The 16,473-nt window shown below is 68.0% G+C and carries 11 protein-coding genes and 4 pseudogenes; 4 read left to right on the top strand and 11 right to left on the bottom strand.

The window, feature by feature from the left end; translation table 11 throughout:
- Positions 1-38: 38 nt before the first annotated feature.
- From MTO91_RS27605 to MTO91_RS27565, 9 genes and pseudogenes are all read right to left on the bottom strand, one after another.
- The gene (locus MTO91_RS27605; protein WP_281010873.1) at positions 39-470 is read right to left on the bottom strand and encodes a cupin domain-containing protein; all 432 of its coding nucleotides are present in this window, start codon (positions 468-470) and stop codon (positions 39-41) included.
- Complete coding sequence (locus tag MTO91_RS27600) at positions 467-919, bottom strand: SRPBCC family protein (RefSeq protein WP_281010872.1); 453 nt, start codon at positions 917-919, stop codon at positions 467-469. The genes MTO91_RS27605 and MTO91_RS27600 overlap by 4 nt, the downstream gene beginning before the upstream one ends.
- 36 nt (positions 920-955) lie before the next feature.
- Positions 956-1,228, bottom strand: coding sequence for an acyl carrier protein (locus MTO91_RS27595; RefSeq protein WP_281010871.1), 273 nt, complete (start codon positions 1,226-1,228; stop codon positions 956-958).
- Between the two features lie 50 nt (positions 1,229-1,278).
- Positions 1,279-2,451: a ketosynthase chain-length factor gene (locus MTO91_RS27590; protein WP_281010870.1), complete on the bottom strand. Its 1,173-nt coding sequence runs from the start codon at positions 2,449-2,451 to the stop codon at positions 1,279-1,281.
- Positions 2,448-3,518, bottom strand: a pseudogene (locus MTO91_RS27585) (beta-ketoacyl-[acyl-carrier-protein] synthase family protein); the annotation flags it as partial. The pseudogene MTO91_RS27585 and the gene MTO91_RS27590, both read right to left, overlap by 4 nt.
- A 114-nt stretch (positions 3,519-3,632) precedes the next feature.
- Positions 3,633-5,432: an IS1634 family transposase gene (locus MTO91_RS27580; RefSeq protein WP_379674665.1), complete on the bottom strand. Its 1,800-nt coding sequence runs from the start codon at positions 5,430-5,432 to the stop codon at positions 3,633-3,635.
- A 162-nt stretch (positions 5,433-5,594) separates the two neighbouring features.
- A pseudogene (locus tag MTO91_RS27575) lies at positions 5,595-5,792 on the bottom strand (beta-ketoacyl synthase N-terminal-like domain-containing protein); the annotation flags it as partial.
- The gene (locus MTO91_RS27570) at positions 5,789-6,829 is read right to left on the bottom strand and encodes an NDP-hexose 2,3-dehydratase family protein (RefSeq protein WP_281010867.1); all 1,041 of its coding nucleotides are present in this window, start codon (positions 6,827-6,829) and stop codon (positions 5,789-5,791) included. The pseudogene MTO91_RS27575 and the gene MTO91_RS27570, both read right to left, overlap by 4 nt.
- Before the next feature lie 114 nt (positions 6,830-6,943).
- Positions 6,944-8,185 (bottom strand): annotated as a pseudogene (locus MTO91_RS27565) (IS1380 family transposase); the annotation flags it as partial.
- A gap of 4 nt (positions 8,186-8,189) precedes the next feature.
- Between MTO91_RS27565 and MTO91_RS27560 the strand changes: the two are divergent.
- Positions 8,190-8,660: pseudogene (locus MTO91_RS27560) on the top strand (GDP-mannose 4,6-dehydratase); the annotation flags it as partial.
- A 5-nt stretch (positions 8,661-8,665) separates the two neighbouring features.
- Entirely contained in the window at positions 8,666-9,055 is a 390-nt protein-coding gene (locus MTO91_RS27555) for a VOC family protein (protein ID WP_281010937.1), read from the top strand.
- A gap of 374 nt (positions 9,056-9,429) precedes the next feature.
- Here the strand turns inward: MTO91_RS27555 and MTO91_RS27550 are convergent, their stop codons facing one another.
- The gene (locus MTO91_RS27550; RefSeq protein ID WP_476655070.1) at positions 9,430-13,299 is read right to left on the bottom strand and encodes a YobI family P-loop NTPase; all 3,870 of its coding nucleotides are present in this window, start codon (positions 13,297-13,299) and stop codon (positions 9,430-9,432) included.
- Between the two features lie 102 nt (positions 13,300-13,401).
- Entirely contained in the window at positions 13,402-14,427 is a 1,026-nt protein-coding gene (locus tag MTO91_RS27545) for a site-specific integrase (protein ID WP_281010863.1), read from the bottom strand.
- A gap of 137 nt (positions 14,428-14,564) precedes the next feature.
- On the opposite strand from MTO91_RS27545, the gene MTO91_RS27540 reads away from it, so the two are divergent.
- Complete coding sequence (locus tag MTO91_RS27540; RefSeq protein WP_281010862.1) at positions 14,565-15,956, top strand: coiled-coil domain-containing protein; 1,392 nt, start codon at positions 14,565-14,567, stop codon at positions 15,954-15,956.
- 105 nt (positions 15,957-16,061) lie between these two features.
- Positions 16,062-16,415, top strand: coding sequence for a hypothetical protein (locus MTO91_RS27535; RefSeq protein ID WP_157818165.1), 354 nt, complete (start codon positions 16,062-16,064; stop codon positions 16,413-16,415).
- Positions 16,416-16,473 lie beyond the last annotated feature (58 nt).

Here is a 16,473-nt window from a genome sequence, read left to right as displayed (position 1 = left end):
CAGCTGTTTAGTCGGCTACGTTCATCTGATCTTTCGATTCACGTCATCTCGGTGTCGACGTGTCCCCACTCCGGTCTGGGAGCGAGTGGCGACATCGTCAGGACGGCCCGGACCGGGCTGTCCCCGAGGCACGTCATCCGGTGCCGCATGCCGCGCGGGATCACGAACGAGCTGTCGGGACCGATCTCGTGGCGATGCTCCCCGACGGTGAGTTCCATCGCCCCGGCCAGCACGGTGACCCGTTCCTCCGAGTACGGGTGGTAGTGCTCGGTCACGCTCTCACCGGGCCGGATCGTGGCGATCACGAGCAACCCCTCCTGCGCTCCACCGGAGCGCGGGCTCAGGACGATCCGCAGGTCGGCCCCGCGGCCCGGGAGTGGGCTGACGTCGTCGGTCCGGACGACCGTGACCGGCTCGGCCGGTCGCTCCGCGGGAAGGGCCGGAACGGCCGCGGTGGAGTCGGTGCTCACGCCGTCACCTGCCGCTCGATGTTGTCCCGGATGACGCCCATCTGCGCCGCCGTATTGCGATTGAGCCGCTCGGTGATCGCCTCCTCGGTGAAGGGCGCGTCTGCGCGGACCGCGAAGTCCTGCCGCCACCGCATGCGGGTGCCGCCGGGGATCTCCTCGTAGGTCCAGTGCAGCTGCATGTACTCGAACGGCCCCTTCTCCACCCGCTCTGCCCGTACCGAACGGGTCACCGGGTCGGGTGTGCGGTCTGACACCCAGCTCCAGACCCGCCCGTCCGGGTCCGGATGCAGTGTCAACCGGATCCGAAGAGTCGGGCCCCGCCGTTCGACGATCTCTGCGGCGGCATACTCCGAGAACAGAGTCGGCCAGGACTCGACGTCGTTGGTCATGTCCCACACGAGGTCCATCGGCGCCGCGATGTCGACGCTGTTGTCGGTCCGACCTGCCATGTCAGGATCCCTCCTCCGGTGCCTGTGGATCGACGCTCAACGGCTGGCGATCGCGTCGTTGACGAGCGCGATCAGCTCGCGCGGTGTGCGGGCCTCGACCACGACCGCGTCCGGGAGCGCGATGCTCCATCGGGCCTGGATCAGGCTGGCCGTCTCGAGCAGCGCCAGCGAGTCGTAGCCGAGGTCCTCGAACGGTGCGTCGAGGAAGTCCCCCGGGACGGACTCCGGGGCGCCCGCCGCGCGGGTCATCAGCTCGGCGAGCAACGGAGCGTCCAGCTTTTCCTGCTCCGGGGTGGTGATGCGGTCCATGACGGATCCTCTCCTCGGTGGGTCCGGCGGCCGGGTCGGCCGTCGGTGGGTCAACGGGTCACGACGACGGCGGAGTGGAACCCGCCACGGCCCCGCGCGAGCACCAGGGCGGTGGACAGTGCCGCCGGGCGCGGCGTGTCCAGCACCAGATCCAGGTCGTCGGGCGGCTGACGCAGCCCGATCGCCGGCGGCACGACGCCGTCGCGCAGCGCGAGCAGCGCGTGCACAACGTCGAGGGGCCCGGTCCCGGCGGAGACCCGGCCGGTCGCGGTCTTCGGTACGGCGACCGGCACGCCGCGCCTGCCGAACAGCCCGACGAGCGCGTCCCGTTCCGCCCGGTCGAGCGCGGGCACCCCGGCCGCGTCGGGAAGAACCAGGTCGACGTCCGACGGGCCCAGCCCGGCGTCCTTCAGTGCCGCCTCGGCGGCCCGGCCCAGCGCTGAGCCCGGCGCCTCGGACGCCCCCTCGAAGGTCGCGGCGTGGCCAGCGATGCAGCCGTACACCTGTGTGCCGTCGACATCCCCATCCGGCTCGATCACCAGGATCGCACCGCCCTCGGCGGGGATGCTGCCGTCGGCGTCCGGGTCGAACGGCCGGTAGCGCTCGGCGCTGACCCGCCCGCCGGCCAGGTGCGCGACCCAGCCCCACGGGCAGACGTTCGAGTCGACCGCGCCAGTGACGACGAGCGTGCTGCCACGCCGCAGATGCCGCCGGGCCTGCGCCAGCACGTCGAGCCCTCCCGCGTCGTCGGCGACGACGACGCCGGACGGGCCGCGCATGCCGTGCCGGATCGAGATCTGACCGGTGTTCACCGCGTAGAACCAGGCGAACGACTGGTACGCGCTCACGTGCCCAGGCCCCTGCGACCACAGCTTGCCCAGCTCCCGCTGCCCGAACTCGTATCCGCCCGCCGATGCCGCCGTCGCCACGCTCATCGCGTACTCCGGGCGGGTGCCGATCCGGCCGGCGTCCTGCAGCGCCTCGTCGACCGCGGCCAGTGCCATCCGGGTCATGTGATCGGTCTGCGGGATCAGACGGGGCGAGACGTGTTCGGCCGGGTCGAACCCGGACACCAGTCCGGCCCGTCCCGCCGGGTAACCCGAGGCGTCCCAGCGGTCCAGCTCGGTGATCCCGCAGCGGCCCTCCAGAACACTCGCCCAGTGCTCCTCGACACCGATCCCCACCGGGGAGAGCACGCCGATCCCGGTCACCAATGCCCTCACCTGTCCTGCACCCCGTCCCTGGCGAGGAGTACCGCGCTCTGGAAGCCGCCGAACCCGGAGCCGATGCTCAGCACCCGGTCCAGCTCCTGGTCACGGGCGATGCGCGGCACGTAGTCGAGGTCGCACTCCGGATCGGGGGTGGACAGGTTCGCAGTGGGCGGTACGACCTGGTCGTCGATGGCCAGTGCGCAGGCGGCCAGCTCGATGGCACCGATGGCACCGAGCGAGTGCCCGACCATCGACTTGATCGAGCTCATCGGCACTCGATACGCATGTGGGCCTAGTGCCTTCTTCACTGCGGCCGTCTCGTGCCGGTCGTTCTGCCGGGTCCCCGAGCCGTGCGCGTTCACGTAGTCGACGTCGTCCGGTGCGCAGCGGGCCTCGTCCAGCGCGGCGGTGATCGCCTCCGCCAGCTCGCGGCCGTCGGCCCGCAGCCCGGTCATGTGGTAGGCGTTGCATCGAGAGGCAGTCCCGACGATCTCCGCGTACACCCTCGCCCCGCGCCGACGGGCCGCCTCCAGGTCCTCCAGGACGAACATCGCCGCGCCCTCACCCAGGACGAACCCGTCGCGGGTCCCGTCGAACGGCCGGGATGCCGTCGCCGGGTCGTCGTTGCGCGAGCTGGTCGCCTTGATCGCGTCGAAGCAGGCCACTGTGATCGGCGAGATCGGTGCGTCGCTCGCACCAGCCAGCACCGTATCGGCGCTGCCCTCACGCACCAGCTCGGCGCCGTGGGCAACCGCGTCCAGACCGGAGGTGCAGCCGGCGGAGATCATCGTGACCGGGCCTAGTACTCCGTACCGGCGGGCGATCTCGGCAGGCATCGAGCTGGGGACGAAGTAGTCGTAGAGGTGCGGCACCGCGCGGGTGTGGTCGACGACCCAGCGGGAGCCGCCGTGGCTGACCCGCTCGTACTCGCGGTCGAGCCCGATCGTGGCCCCGACCGCGCTCCCGAGGACGACCCCCCAGCGCTCCGGCTCCGACGACGGCCGCACACCGCTGTCCGACAACGCCTCGGCCGTTGCCGCCAGCGCGAACTGCACGGCCCGGTCCAGCCTGGTCGTCTCCGGGGTTCCGCAGCTGTCGGCCGGGTGAAAGTGCCCGAATGTGGGGTCTGAGCTGGGCAAACAGGTGTCGGCCTGGTGACATGTCGTGTCACTAGGCGTAGGTGTTGTGCCTGGTCAGCGCGTTGCGGGCTGCTCGGGGTCGAGGTGCAGGATCCGCGGTGGCAGCGCGAGGTCGAGGGCGGTGTATAGCCGGCGGGCCTCGGTGCTGGGCTGGCTGGTCTGGCGGAACATCCCGGCCGGGCCGGTGAAGGTGCCGACGTGCAGGCGCTGCAGCTCGGTGCGGGCGCGGGGCCAGCTTGTGTGCGCGCGGGTCTCGACGATGCGGGCCAGCAGCAGCGCGAGCCAGCAGAGCAGGACGTGGGCGCGGATGCGGTCCTCGAGCCGGTGATAGACCGGGCGCAGGTCGAGGACCTGTTTCATGTCGCGCCAGCCGCGCTCGACCTCCAACAGCTGCTTGTAGCCCAGCGCGATGTCCTCCGTCGTGAGGTGCGGGTCGCTGGTGCGCAGCAGGTACTTGCCATCCAGCTTCGCGTCGGCGGCGATCTTGGCGGCATCTATGCGTAGTAGCCCGCCCGGTGTGACGCGCAGGAACCGGTTCAGCCCGGGCTTGGTGGAGATCACCCCGCGCAGCTCGGCACGCTTCGACGGTGAGAGCCGGTCCGAGCCGGCGATCATCGCTTCCAGGCGGTCGACGAGCCGGGCACGGACCGCGGCGTCCCGGTCGGCGGCGTCGGGGTTGCGGCAGATCACGAACCGCTCGGTCTCGGAGATCTTGACTTCCTTGACCCGCAGGTTCGCGTTCACCTCCTGGTAGCGGCCTTGCCGGGCCATCGCGGCGGTCGCCTCCGCCGAGCCGGAGCGTAACTTCTCACCGAGGATGTAGCCCCCACCGCCGGCGGACAGGTGACGCCGGTTCTCCTTGGAGGTGAACCCGCGGTCGGCCACCCAGATGACCTTCCCCAGCGTCCAGTCCCGCATGTCGTCCTTGACCTGGCGGATCAGCGGCGAGTCGGACGTGTTGCCCGGCCAGCACCACACCCGCACCGGGATCCCGTCCCGGGTGACGGCCATGCCGACCACGACCTGGGGCAGGTCGTCACGGGAGTCCTTCGACTTGCCGTGGGTGCGGAACCCGGCCTGTCCCGCCGCTCCCGGCGGCGGCTCAGCGCGCTCACCGCCATCTGCCCGTTCGGCGTCCTGCCCGGCGTCCTGCTCGACGGGGCGGCCATGCTGGTCGCGCCAGACTGGGGCGTCGGCGTCCTCGGTCTCGAAGTAGGTGCTGGTGGTGTCGAAGAAGATCAGGTCCACTTCCAGGTTGAGCAGGTCGGCGACCGCGTCGAACACTCCTCGCGCGAGCCGGTCCTCCACCGCGATCAGCCAGTCCATGGCCCGGTAGCAGGCATCGTCGGACACCGTGTCCAGACCGGGAACGTGCACGTCATGGGCGACCCAGCCGGTAGCGGCCAGCTTCGAGGACGGCGCCAACGCCCGGTTCGCGACCAGCGCGAACAGCACCCGCTCCACGACCGGATCCCGCCGTGATCTCCCCCCTGATCTGCCGGAGGTCCCGGCGGCGAGGCGGCGCAGCAGCGTGTCGATCCCCAGCCGATGCCACAGCCCGTCGAGCAGCCACACCCCGCCCAGCGGGCGGGACTCGATGAACTCCAGCCCCGGCACCCCGACCGCCCGCGCCCGATCCGGGCCGACCGCGGCGGGTTCGACGCCCACGACCCGGGTCAGCGCGGCGATCAAGCGTTCGATCGCAGGCCGGTCGAGCTGATCGGCCCGGCCGAACGAGTACAGCACCTTCGTCCGCGCGGTCTTCGCTGTCGGGTCCCACTCGTTGTGCGCCAACTGCAGGTAGGACACCTTCGACCCGTCCCGGTTCCGCCGGGTCGACGTACGCACGAACACGCCACCAGACCTTATACGGTCCGTAGCAGCTCAACGGCCCTATCTCGGGTTAAGTCGTGTTACTAGGGCTTTCGAACGACCGGACCAGGTCTCACCCCGCTGACCTGCACCAACGCCCGTGATCATGCACCAGATCACACGTTAGCTGCGGAACCCCGGCGTCTCCTCGTCGTTGAAACCGAACTCGGCCGGGCGGAAGTCGCACTCGGCCGCGATCCGTGACCGGAACGGGGCCGGATCGAAGTGGGTGATGGCGCCGGTCGCGGTCCGGCCGTCCGTCAGCAGGTCCCAGAAGGCTGCTGTCCCGATGCCGCCGGGTGCGACCACGCCGATCCCGGTGACGGCAACGCGTCGGCTCACAGTGTCCTCCTCGGAGCGGGGGTCGACAGGCTGTGCAGGCAAGTGACCAGGCTGCGGGCCTGTACGTTGAGGTAGTGGCTGTGCCGCAGCAGCTCCTGTAGCTGGCCGACGGTCACCCAGAGGTACCCGGGCGGCTCGGCCGGGTCCGTGGTCTCGACGACCGTGTAGCGGGTCTCGGTGTCAAGGAAGCGGCCGCCCTCCTCGGCCATCACACAGTCGAACCGGACGTCCGCCGCCGAGGCCCGTTCCACCAGGTCGAGCAGCGGCGGCGCAGGCAGCTCCGGCACGGACTGCAGCGTCGCGGGGGTGCACTGCACGGTCGGGGCCAGCTCGACGACGTCGATCAGGCCGGGCTCAGCGCGCAGCTGCACGAGCACGTGCAACACCCCCGACGTCTCGGTGACGACGAACGCGGCAAGGCCCCGGCCGCGGGCCGCGAACATCGGCTGCGACCAGCCGTCGACCTCTCGACCCGATGCGCGCACGTCGACCCCGACCACCTCAAAGAACGCTCCACTCTCGTGCCGGATGCGTCCGTCGCGGCGGATCCAGCCGGTGGTCTCACGCAGGGGGACCGGACGGGTCGTGGTCTCGGTGCTGGTCCGGGCCTCGGTGACGGCACTGAGCACCGTCATCATGTCGTGCCGGCCGTCGGTGCGAGCCACCGACGCCTGCAGCGCCGCGGTGAATCTGTCACGGGCGGGCACCGCGTCCGCGCCGACGGGTAGGCAGGACAGCACCGTGCGGCTGTCCATGTTGACGATGTTCTCGACGGCGAGCAGGTGGTGGATCTCGGCCAGGGTGAACCACCGGAACCCGGGTTCGGCTCCGACCTCGGCTCCGACCTCGACAATCATGTTGCGGTTGCGCTTCTGCAGGAACCACGCACCCTGCTCGGACTGGCGCACGTCGGCGATGACCCGGTGTCCACTGCGCTGGAGAAAGTGCTGCAGGTAGCGGACCGGGCGTCCGTTGTGGACGCCGGTGTAGTTGGAGCGGGTCGCCTGAACCCTGATCCACCGGTGATGATTCGTCATCGGTGATTCCGGTGGATCGCGACGAGGCTCGCAGTGTGGGCGTGGGTGAGCTGCCGGCCGGTGCCGGCTCTTCCACTTCGAGGTCCTCGGGTTGTGCCGTGTGCGGCAGGGTGGTCAGGTCGTGACAGCGGTGGGCGGGCCGGTCGCGGCCGACCACAGTGACTCCCAGCCGGGTGCCCAGGGCCAGTGCGTGGGCAGGTGCAGCACGAGCCGTCGGCCGGTGGTCGCGATCCGGGCGGGGATGTTCAGGATGCGCGTGCGCACAGTGGCCCACCGGGCGGTGCGCATCGCTGCGGCGACAGCGGTGGCACGGGCGATGTTGAACGCGAGCACGCTGCACGCCACCCAGGCCGCGTTCGCCGCGTACTTGCCCGATGGCAGGTGGGCCAGGGGGCCGTCCTTGAGTTCGGCGATGACCTGCTCGACCAGGGCGTGGTCGCGGTGACGCTGATCGGCCTCGATCGTGGACAGGGTGCTGTTGGTGATGAAGGCGTGGTGGCGGTAGGTGGCGAACAGCTCGCCCTGTTCGCTGCCGTCAGATGCCAGTGGCTGGACTCGCTTGACGCGGCGCACGACCAGACGACACGACACGTGCTCGGCCTTGCGTCGGCCGGTGAACGCAGTGAACGGCACTTCAGCGACCTCGGCGTCGCTGACCCAGCGTTGCTCGACCTCGTCGAAGACCGCGTTCGGGTAGGCGATCGCGGTCCACTCGCCCGGGTCGATGCTGGCGATCGCCGCGGTCACCGACGGGGTCATCCGGGCGGTGACCGAGAACCAGGCTTGGTGGCGCAGCGCGGTCCCGACGAACGCCCAGCCGTAGTAGGCCGAGTCCGCGCGAGCCAAGATCCGCCCGGTCACGCCAGCAGCCCGGGCGGTGGTGATCGCCTGTGCCAGCAACCGGCCGCAACCCGTGGCGGAGGCAGTGTTGCCCTTACGGAGCCGGGCACGCGCGATCACCGGCGCAGCGGTCGGAGTCGAGATCGTGGCGAGCTGGACGTTCAGCCCCCTGGCGCCGGTGTAGCCGAACGCGGCCCCCTGCTTGGCATAGCCGTGGACCTCACGCACGGTGTCATCGACATCGAGGAACGCGATCCCCTCCGCGCCGCCACCGGCCAGCAGTCCAGGCACCCGCGCGGCAAGCCCGGACAGCAGTCCGCCGCCGATCTTGTCGAGCTGCTGGACATGGCCGTGGGTGAAGGAACGCAGGAACGTGCCCAGCGTCGAGGGCGCCCGAACCCCGGCGAACAACCGATCCATCCCGCCGTGGCGCAGCAGGTCGAGGTCATCGATGGAGTCCGCACCGGCGAGCATCCCGCCGACGACCGCGGCGGTCTTCGCCGAGGCGTTGGGCGAGTAGTACCCGGAGAAGCTGGTCCCGCTGTTCGTCACCCGGCTGCTCGACGGATTGGACGTCCCGCTCTACGGGGACGGTCGCCACGTCCGGGACTGGCTGCACGTGCGGGACCACTGCCGGGCCCTGCTGCTGCTGGCGGAGCGAGGCACGCCGGGCGCGATCTACAACATCGGTGGCGGGACAGAGCTCACGAACCGCGAGCTGACCGGGATGCTCCTTGAGCTGACCGGCGCCGGATCGGAACGGATCCGGCCGGTCCCTGACCGCCCGGGGCACGACCTGCGCTACGCGGTGGACGACTCCAGAGCCCGCGCACTCGGGTACCGGCCGACGTTCGATCTTCGGTCGGGACTGGCCGCGACCGTCGCGTGGTATCGGGACAACCGCGGCTGGTGGGAGTCGCGACGGCCGGCATCCATCCCGCTCGACCGGGCGCGCGCACTGAGCTACCCGGAGGCGGTGAGGGGGACGTAATGATGATGGGTGCCCGCCAGCTGAAGGTCGGACTGCGCGTCAGCGACCTACAGCGCTCCGCGGACCTCTACTGCGCAGCCGGATGTCGCGAGATCCCGAACCAGGATCAGCCCAACCTCCGGTACCTCACCTTCGGTCACACCTGGCTGATACTGACCGATCTTCACGCCCACGGCTTCCACTCCGAGGAACGCGCACAAGCCGCACGAGGCGGGCCGCTCGGGTCGGGGGTCGTTCTTGCGATCCCGACCTCGGATCTGGAAGCGATGCACCGCCTCTGGCGCGCCGAGAGACTCCCGATCACGCTGGCGCCCGAGGACGTCGGCTGGGCGCGGATCTTCTACGGGCTCGACCCCGACGGCTACGAGGTGATGTTCGAGCAGTTCACGCACTAGCGCCATCACCGTCCGCGGGGCACCGATGCTGATGCCCGACCTCCCGCGTCGAGATGAGTCTGCGCGGCTCGCGAGGTAGTCGATCCAGCCCCGTCGGTCGGCCGGCAACACTAGTAGGACGGGGGTCTATGGCGAGGATGCACACGGACGAGGTGAACGTCGGTGGTGACCACCTCGTCCGGAAGCTAGTCGGGGCGCAGCTCCCGGAGTGGGCGGACCTACCGGACGCTGCCGCCACGGCCGCCACTTGTCATAATTTGCATTATCGGCTTAATACGCTGGCGACTAGAGTCTGGACTGCCGAGACGTTCGACGTCGCCTCATAGCGCGCAGCGTCGGCCATCTAGCCTTCGCGAGCTGCACTATGTTCCGCGTCAGCGCACCTGGAACCGCCTCCTTCTTTGCACCAGCTTGACTACGCCCGTCGCGTCAAGCCTGTTGAAGACAGTCGCAGCGGAGTTCCCCTCAGGCACATCAGCTTCTGCGCCAGCTGTCTGTAGCAAACTGTATGGCTCGCCGAGCTTTACTAGAATCTCGACCATTTTACCGCCGTCAAGCCCCTGGTGGGCAGCGAGCAGCGGAACGACGGTGTCCTGGTCGGGAGCGTGGTTGGCGATCCGAGCAATCCTGTCGATACTCAGTTTCACCTCCTGCTTGACAGCCCGGCGTGCTACAGCCCGGTACAGGTCAGGCTCAGCTGAAGTGGGCGAAAGGAAGTTGTCGAAATCATCGAAGACTCGATTATAGAGTTCTTCCGGTGCCATGTCGTCGTCCAGCATCTGCTGAATGAGTGCACCGCCCATACCCGGCGTTACGAACTGCCGGAGAGTTTCGTGGCGGACCATTGCTCCGGCGACCGCTCGCCAGCCGACGATCGCGAATCTATTGAACGTCTCCTCACTGACCGTAAGCAGGCCACGGTCCAGTGCCTCCGCGAGGAGATCGTCGGGTGCCGGCTCGATCTCGGCCAACGGCAGGCCAGATGGACTAACGCCTAACCGGGCAGCCAACATTGCTCGATCGACCGCGTGGAGCTGCTGGTGGGCGTTGAGAAGCTCTAGGGCCAGCTTTCCCCTCTGTGCCTCAGCCGACGCGTCGCCGTCGCCAGCGTCGTCCGACGCAGACCAGTCGAGCCCCTCATGAACGGCTCCGTCGCTGGTCAGGTACTCCGCTAGTTCGCGATCGACGCCGTGTTGCTTGATGTACGCAGTCAGGTTAGAGACATTCAGGGCAAACCGGCGCCAGTTGGCCAGCACCTTCCAGCTAGCCGCTGGGACCTGAAGCAGGTCTTCGACACAGCTCTCCGGGCTACTACGTTCCAAAATCGAACTCAGATGACTCGCGACCCAGGCCTCGTCCTCGTCGAGCAGCACGAGCAACGTCTCGGGAGTTTCGACAGCCCACGGGGTAAACGAATCTACGTCAACAACTTGAAGATAGTCATCGACGTCGGCGAGGCAGCGGGTAGCGACGGTCTCGTTCTTCCAGACGACGTCCAGCGATACTGGACCCACCAAGCCAAGGGCCGCCCGAAGGTTGTCGGCGGTCAAGACGTACGTCTGCGAAACGACAAATAGTGATCGAAGGGGCTGGGCGACGCCAGCCAAATTCTGAACCTGAACCCCACAGATGATGGCAAACTCTCTGACGACCTCAGCCCGCTCTAGGTGCACCCCCTCCGTAATGAACGCGTTCATCTCAGTGTAGTGCTCTGCAATAAACGCGCAGATTGTCTCGTTCAGAGTAAAGTCTTCGACGGCAGGGGCGGCCAGTAGAGCAGCATCGACCAGCTCAAGACGAAGACTCTCGGGGACGGCGGCGCTGGCAAGGTGATCAAATAGACCCCGCCAAGGGTGTTCGGCAAGCAGGCCAATTAGCTCGGCGCACGGAGCGGAATCTTCAGCCAAGTACGCGGAAAGAAACTCTTGCGCGCTATCGTCGAAGTGCGTTGCAATGAATCCGGCGACGTCGCGGGCGCGTTGCTGGTGGTGCTGGATAAGATAGGTGACAATTTGCGGATTTAGAACGCTCACCGAGCGATAGAAATCGGGCTGGTCCTGATCGAGCTGCTCAAGCAGATTACCCAATGAAGCATCGCTGACGAATCGATGGTCGAGGAGCATCTCATTGGGTTGGACGGCTCGGTAATAGAACGTCTCGGCGTCGATCCCTGCGAAGCTTCCGTAGAACGCAGCTGAGTAGGTCGCGAAGTTCTGATTTATGTAGCCTCCACTTACAAGTTCCCGTGCGATGTCGGATGCAAGGTGAATCTCAAGAAGGTTGGCGAAGGTGCAGCTATGTGAATCTTGAAACTCGGGCCGTTCGAGCAGGGCCGCGTACCCAGCACCGGATAAGAAGTCGAGTTCCTTGGTAAGCGCGTCCTGTCTGCGCTGGACCTCGGCAATCAACTCAGTCGACCACACCCCCTCCTTCAGCGCCTCAGGGAACAAGACTCCCAGTATCACCTTGTCTAGCTTCACGGCAGCACTGGGATACGCATCGCCACCATGGAGGCGCGGAATTATCGAGACCTCCTCGTGTCGCACTACCGCTTGCCAAAAATCGATTGTACTCCCAGACTCAGGCGTGTAGCTATTGTCAACAATTCGATAGTTGGCAAGTCTATTAAATTGCTGCGGCTGATTAGGGTGAAGTAGGATCGCCCGCGCTGCGATCTCCAGTTTCGAGCCTAAGCGATCGGCGAGCGCACTCTGGCGAGCCTTAAAGAGAACCGAGTCACGGGCCTGCTGTCGATCCTTCTGCCGGGTTACAACGGCGTGCCGGACCAGAAGACGGTGGGCGCGGTCTAGTTCATCCAGGGCGCTCTTACGTACAGGAATTGCCTCAAAATCGGCTAGGTGAAAGTTCTTATACACGACTAGCGCGAAAAGATGATCTCCCGTCAGGTCAGGCGCCGGATTCGCCGACCATAGCAGTCGCTGCGCGTACACGGTGAACTCGTTAACAATGTTGATGAGAAGTCGCATGTCTGTGACGTGACGAGCCACCAAAGATCTCAATGCCCGCGATACCGTATCAGTTGAGAAATCGCGCTGCGCCAGCTCGCGGTCGAGAATGTCACGAGCATTACGGTGCGTCAGAAACGGCACCATAGGGATTACTACATCAAAGAACTTTGTCCGGTTCGCGCGTTCGGCGAGAGCCTCAACTTGAGACCGCGTCCGATTCCCCGAAATGCTGGGGGTAGCATGCTCTGTCGCTACCCTGCCGGTGTCCTGTTCGTCATCGAGGTTCTGCTGGCCTTCTGGCTCCCCCAGGTGTTCGAACAGACTGTCCTTAATGGCGTAGATGAAGCACAGGTGCCGAACAAGCTCTGGCTTGTCCGATCGCTGTGACAGTAGTTGTTTTAAACGCTGCCGCAGTCGCGGTCTCCGTCGCGGGGAAGAGTGGAGGATGGTGTTTAACTCACGCAGGGAGTCAAAGATTGCCGGGTCATCGAATCGGTCGAGGTCCTCGAAAATAACGTAATCCTCATCGCCTCGATCAAAATACGATACTAGTTCTTCTAGGTAAGTGTCGAAGTAAGTGTCGTCGCGCTCGCCAAGAGTGATGGAAGTCCCGGCCGTCGACAGGCTGGTGACAATCCGGCTTGCAACCGCCATTCGCAGCCACGCCGCGATTACGGTAGCGACCACAAATAACAGTCCCCACCTTAGAAGAGGCGCCGACACGGGACCGAGCCCACTTGCTTCAGGCGCCAACGTCAAGTCTGGGACAGGGCTGAAGGGTGGGAGCCAACCGCCAAGGCCGAGGAACAGTCCAAGGACGGCTACGGCGAGCGCGCCCTGCCACAACGCTCGTTTGGGCGTAATTGGGTCAGTGCGGGTAAAGCGCGAGGATCGGAGCTGGCTTGGCTTAGTTCGATAGATAATCTGTTTGACCAGCTCCTTCTGGATCCGGTTGGTGAGTCCCTCGCCGTCACGGTCCGGCCCGAGCGTGGTGATGCTGATGCGAAGCACCTTGCCCTTGTGCTTCTCTTCGAACTTATCGATGACGCTGGATTTGCCGGTGCCGTATCGGCCTGTCAGGGCGACGTTTCTGTTCTTGGCGTGTTGGACGACTGCGTCAAGATGTGCCACGTAGGTTTCGTGGTGATCGGCTCTATACGACGGAGCCAGCGATTTCAGCTCGGCGGATGCGGGCGACACAGAGCTTGGAGGCTTGGCGAGCCTTGAGGTCACTTTGGGAGATTCTCCCTTGCCAGGAATCCGGCCGGTTGTCACTTGCTAGACTCCTGCTTCTCGCGTGGACACGCGGCAGACCGTAGCGGGGCTTACCGACACCGGAACCAGCTCGTATCCGTGACACTTCGCAGCTTCCTGAGTTCATCGGCCGAGGTGGAGCACGGCGTTGTCGGTGAAGACGTCGTCGACGCGGATGTAGGTGGTGATGGTGTCCATGGAGCGGTGTCGGGTCTGGTGGGCGATGGCGCGGTCGGTGGCGCCACGGAGGTGGGCATAGGTGACGAACCCTGCTCGGAGACTGTGGGCGCTGTAGGGGCCGCCGGGGAGGCCGGCGCGGGTAGTGGCGGACTGGACGAGGTTGTTGATCGACTCGGGGTGTAGGGGTTGGTCGAGGACGCGGTTGCCGGTGGAGACCTTGCGCAGGATCGGGCCGGTGGTGATGGTGGCCAGATCGAGCCACTTCTCCAGGGCGGTCAGCGGGCAGTGGTCGGGGTGCTCAGCACGGGGCAGGCCGATGAGTTCTGCCCGGTCGCCGGTCTGGTTGGTCTTGGAGCGGTGCAGGGTCAGGACGCGGCCGCGGCGTCCGCTGCGAAGTTCGCGTTCAGGGCCCAGCTGTTCGACGGTGAGCGCGGCGAGCTCGGCGCGGCGCAGGGCGCCCCAGAACCCGATGAGCAAGAGGGCGCGGTCGCGAGCGCCGGCCAGCGACTGCTCGTCGGTCCGGTTCTTCCAAGTGCGAGTGGTCGGGCATGCGGCCACGGCCTGGTCGAGCAGGGGCGGCATGAGTGGGGCGGCCTGGTCGGGTGGGGCGCCGTGGCTGCGGCGGATGCCCTCCCAGACGGCGGTGACCCGGGCGGTGACGGCGGGGTCGGGCAGGTCCGCGGCACGGTGGGCGGCGCGGACCCCGGACAGGTGCTTGGCGATGGTGCGGACCTTCGCCCCGGCCTGGGCGAGCGCGACCAGGTAGGCCGACACCGTCGCCGGCGCTGCCGGTAGCGGCGTGAGGTCGTGGCTGGTGCAGAACGCGGTGAAGCTCGTCCAGACCGAGCGGTAGCCGCGGCGGGTGTTGTGCGCGCGGGCCGCGGCGACGTAGGCGGCCTCGTCCGGCGACAGCGGAGTGTCGACCGCGGCCGAGGTGTCCGGGACGGCGTCGAGCTCGGCGTGCGGCACCGGCGGAGCCTATCTGCTGCTTGGCGGGATCTTGTCGATGATCCCGTCAAGCGCTGCGGCGTTTCGTATCGTTTTGTCGCAACGTAACGTATTGCAGAACGATTGACGTAACGATACGTTTCCTATAGCTTGGTGTCGTGAGCGAGCAGCCCTCTCCGGGCATCCCGGCCGATGACGGCGCGGCGGCGGACGTCCGAGCTGACGCTGAGGCCCCGAACGCGGCCGGCGCTCCCGCGGCCGAGGGGCCGTCGGGCGGGACGGCGTGGCGGGCGCAGCTGCGCCCGCCGGATCTGGAGCCGTGCCAGTTCCCGGGCGGATGCGCGAACACCATGGAGTACGCGGGGTCCGGGCGGCGGCCGAAGTACTGCTATCAGGTCGTGGGCGGGGTCATGCACGACCGCGTCAACGCCAAGCGAATCCTCGACGGCGGCACGCCCGCCCGGCGCCGTGGTGAGGTCGACGACGCGCTGGCCCGCCCGATCGCCCGCGCCGGGCAGAGTGTGACCGACCAGGTCGCGGCGCTCATCGCGCGCCTGGACCACAGCAGCAGCGAGCTGCGCGACGCACTGGACACGCTGGCCGATCCCGAGGCGGTCGCGGCGGAGATCGCCGCGATCCAGCGGGCCGCGCGCGCCGAGGTCGACGCCGCGCAGGCCGTAGCCGACGAGGCCCGCGCCCAGGCCCGCGCCGCCCGCGCCGACGCCGAGGCCGCGCGACGCTCCGCGGCCGCGTCCGATGCCGAAGCCATCGAGGCCGCCGAGGCCCGCGCCGACGCCGAGCTCGCCCGGGATACCGCGATCGCCGCGCGGGAGGTCCTCGAGGGCGAGGTCGCGCAGGTCCGCGCCGAGCTCGAGCAGCGCGACACCGAGCTGGCCGCAGCCCTCGCCGAGCGGGACACGCTCACCGCCGCGCGTGACTCCGCGATCGCCGCCCGCGACACCGTGACCGCGGAGTCCGCCCGGGTCACCAGCGAGCTGGAGGCCCTGACCCGCGAGCACGCCCGCGTCGAGACCGAGCTCGTCGACGCCCGTCGGCAGGTGGAGCTACTGGTCGGCGAACGCGACACCACGGCCGCAGATCTGGGCGCGGCCCGCCGTGACCTCGACCGGGCGGAGACCGACCGCGCCCGGTTGGCCGACGAGCTGCACGAGGTCCGCGAACAGGCCGTCGAGCACCGGGCCGCACGCGCCGCGGCGGAGAGCAGCCTGGCCGCGCTGCGCGAGCAGCTCGCCCACGATGTCGACCGCGAGCGGGCCTACGGCGAACAGCGTCTCGCCGACGCCGAGGCCCGCCACGGCGCCCAGCTTGCCGAGCTGCGCACCGACCTCGCGCGGCTGCGCGGACAGATGGGCGGTCGGACTCCGGAAGCCGACGCCGGCCTCGTGAACGACTCCGGGTCCGGTCGAGGCACGAGCGGACGTAAGGCCCGACCCCGGGCGGCGCAGCGCCGACCCGGCCCCACCGCCACCACGACCGACACCGCACCTGCCGACGAAACCCGACCCGTCGCCCCCGATGCTCAGGAGTGAGGCCCCGTGAACTCCGCCTTCCCCACCGGACCCGCATCCCCCACCCCCGCTCATCAGGCGGGACCTCCCCCACGCCTGGGGCCCACCGCCGCCCCGCGGCCAGTGATGGCCAGCACGACCGTGCCGCTCGCCCCGGGGGCCGGGCCGTCGCTGTGCTGCGACCGGTGCGGGCAGGCCGCGGCCGACCCGCTGCAGCAGATCCTGATGAGCGCGGTGTGGCTGATCCCCGGCCCCGACGGCCCGACCACCGCCCGCTACTGCCGAGCGTGCCCGCCGGTCGGGCCGATCACCGACCTCGCTTGTCTGCGCTGCGGTGATGGACCTCTGCTTGTCGGCGAGCTCGCTGCCGATCCTTCCGGGCCCGATGACGTGCTGCCCGCGGCCGCGCGGGACTGGCTCGCTGCGGCGGGCTGGCGCCTGGACGGGCCGGTGTGCCCCGATTGCCGACCGCGCCGCTGACCGATCTCGTCGGATGGTCGCTGTCGGGGGCGTCCGGTATGACGTGGCTTGGAACGAG

The organism is Pseudonocardia sp. 2-7, assembly GCF_056341085.1.
The sequence above is the reverse complement of the archived record's forward strand: the minus strand, read 5'-3'. Positions and strand labels throughout refer to the sequence as shown.

Coding starts and splice junctions, on each gene's coding strand:
- MTO91_RS27600 (WP_281010872.1), bottom strand. CDS start 919: ATGGCAGGTCGGACCGACAACAGCGTCGACATCGCGGCGCCGATGGAC.
- MTO91_RS27595 (WP_281010871.1), bottom strand. CDS start 1,228: ATGGACCGCATCACCACCCCGGAGCAGGAAAAGCTGGACGCTCCGTTG.
- MTO91_RS27570 (WP_281010867.1), bottom strand. CDS start 6,829: ATGACGAATCATCACCGGTGGATCAGGGTTCAGGCGACCCGCTCCAAC.
- MTO91_RS27555 (WP_281010937.1), top strand. CDS start 8,666: ATGGGTGCCCGCCAGCTGAAGGTCGGACTGCGCGTCAGCGACCTACAG.
- MTO91_RS27535 (WP_157818165.1), top strand. CDS start 16,062: ATGGCCAGCACGACCGTGCCGCTCGCCCCGGGGGCCGGGCCGTCGCTG.